Here is a 2441-nt window from a genome sequence, read left to right as displayed (position 1 = left end):
GAAGGTGTCAGAAGTATTTCCACAATCGTCTTTCACGGTCCAGGTATTGGTATACGTTCCTGCATTAGCACAACCTTGAGAGGCCACAAATGCACCGCTTACTTTTACGATATTCGAAACATTGGTATCACAAGCATCTGTAGCGGTTGGAAATAAAGCCTGTGCGGCAGTTAAAGCTGCTGTATCGCTACATTCTATTGTTTTGTTTAAAGAAGCAGTTTGTGTAGACCATGTTGGTTTTGAAGTATCCTGAATAGTAATTACCTGAGTAAAAGTATCAGAAGTATTTCCACAATCGTCTTTCACGGTCCAGGTATTGGTATACGTTCCTGCATTAGCACAACCTTGAGAGGCTACAAAAGCACCGCTTACTTTTACAATGTTTGAAACATCCGTATCACAAGCGTCTGTAGCTGTTGGGAATAAAGCCTGTGCGGTAGTTAAAGCTGCTGTGTCGCTACATTCTATTGTTTTGTTTAAAGAGGCAGCTGCAGTAGACCAGGTAGGAGCAGAAATATCTTGTACAATGATCACCTGACTAACAGGAAGAGAGATATTTCCACAGGCATCAACAGCAGTCCAGGTTCTGGTTTGCGTATAGGAACCTGCACATCCACCAGGTGTAATAACATCTTTGTAAGTTAAGGATGAAATTACTCCATTATTATCTGTTGCAGTGGCAGTAGCAAATACTGGTGTCGCAGGACAATTAATAGTAGAAGTTTGTGGCAGTGGGTCAATTATTGGTTTAATAGAATCGCCGTCGATAATAGTAACTGATTTAGATATGGTACAAGAGTTTGCATCTGTAACCGTTACAGTATAAGTTCCGGCAGTAAGAGCACTTGCCGTAGCTGCTGTTCCACCAGAAGGAGACCATAGATAAGTATATCCTGGAGTTCCACCGGAAACATTTACAGTTGCTGATCCTGTATTATCACCTCCACAACCTACATTCATTTGTGAAGTGGTAGCGGTTAGAACTGTTGGTTCAGTGATCGTAAAAGTTTTAGTGATGGAACAAAGATTTGCATCTTTTATGGTCACGGTGTATGTTCCGGCAGCTAAATTAGAAGCCGTTGCTGCAGATCCTCCAGATGGAGCCCAAGAGTAAGTATAGGCTCCGGTTCCTCCGGCAGGAGTTACCGTTGCAGAACCATTTGTTCCGGCATTACAAGACACATTCGTTTGTGAAGTTGTAGCAGTCAATGCAGCTGCAGGTTCGGTGATGGTTACAGTTTTAGTAATCGTACAAAGATTAGCATCTTTAATCGTCACAGTGTAAGTTCCGGCTGCTAAATTAGAAGCTGTTGCTGCAGATCCCCCTGATGGTGCCCAGGAATAGGTATAAGCTCCGGTTCCTCCTGTAGGTGTTACTGTTGCAGAACCTGTTGTATTTGATTTACAAAGTACGTTGGTTTGTGAAGTGGTTGCAGTTATAGCGGTTGGTTCTGTGATGGTAAAAGTTTTAGTAATCGTACAAAGATTTGCATCTTTGATTGTTACCGTATATGTTCCGGCAGCTAAATTAGAAGCTGTTGCTGAAGATCCTCCAGATGGTGCCCAAGAGTAAGTGTAGGCTCCGGTTCCTCCTGAAACTGTTACCGTTGCGGAACCTGTTGTTCCTGCATTACAAGCGACATTGGTTTGTGAAGTAGTAGCGGTTAGAGGCGCTGAAGGTTCGGTAATGGTTACGGTTTTAGTGATGGAACAAAGATTAGCATCTTTTATGGTCACAGTATACGTTCCGGCTGTTAAGTTAGAAGCCGTTGCTGCTGATCCTCCAGATGGTGACCAGGAATACGTATAGGCTCCCGTTCCTCCTGTAGGTGTAACTGTTGCAGACCCCGTTGCATCTGATTTACAAAGTACGTTGGTTTGCGAAGTAGTAGCAGTTATAGTGCTTGGCTCTGTGATGGTAAAAGTTTTAGTAATCGTACAAAGATTAGCATCTTTTATGGTTACGGTGTATGTTCCGGCTGCTAAGTTAGAAGCTGTAGCGGCAGATCCTCCAGATGGTGACCAGGAATAAGTGTAGGCTCCTGTTCCTCCCGAAACTGTTACCGTTGCAGATCCTGTTGCTCCTGAATTACAAGACGCATTGGTTTGTGAAGTAGTGGCAGTTAAAGCAGCTGCAGGTTCGGTAATGGTTACTGTTTTAGTAATTGTACACAGATTCGCATCTTTAATCGTCACGGTATACGTTCCGGCTGCTAAGTTAGAAGCGGTTGCGGCAGACCCCCCAGATGGTGCCCAGGAATACGTATAGGCTCCGGTTCCTCCTGTAGGGGTTACCGTTGCAGATCCCGTTGTATCTGATTTACAAAGTACGTTAGTTTGCGAAGTAGTAGCCGTTAGAGCAGCTGCAGGTTCAGTGATAGTAAAAGTTTTAGTGATGGTACAAAGATTAGCATCTTTAATGGTCACGGTATATGTTCCGG

1 pseudogene is annotated in these 2441 nt (G+C 43.7%); it reads right to left on the bottom strand.

The features are described from left to right. Positions 1-2441: pseudogene (locus tag C245_RS23465) on the bottom strand (hypothetical protein); the annotation flags it as partial.

It is taken from the genome of Flavobacterium sp. WG21, assembly GCF_000335775.1.
Lineage (GTDB): Bacteria > Bacteroidota > Bacteroidia > Flavobacteriales > Flavobacteriaceae > Flavobacterium > Flavobacterium tructae.
Note: the sequence above shows the minus strand (reverse complement) of the source record. Positions and strands in the feature narration are given on the sequence as shown.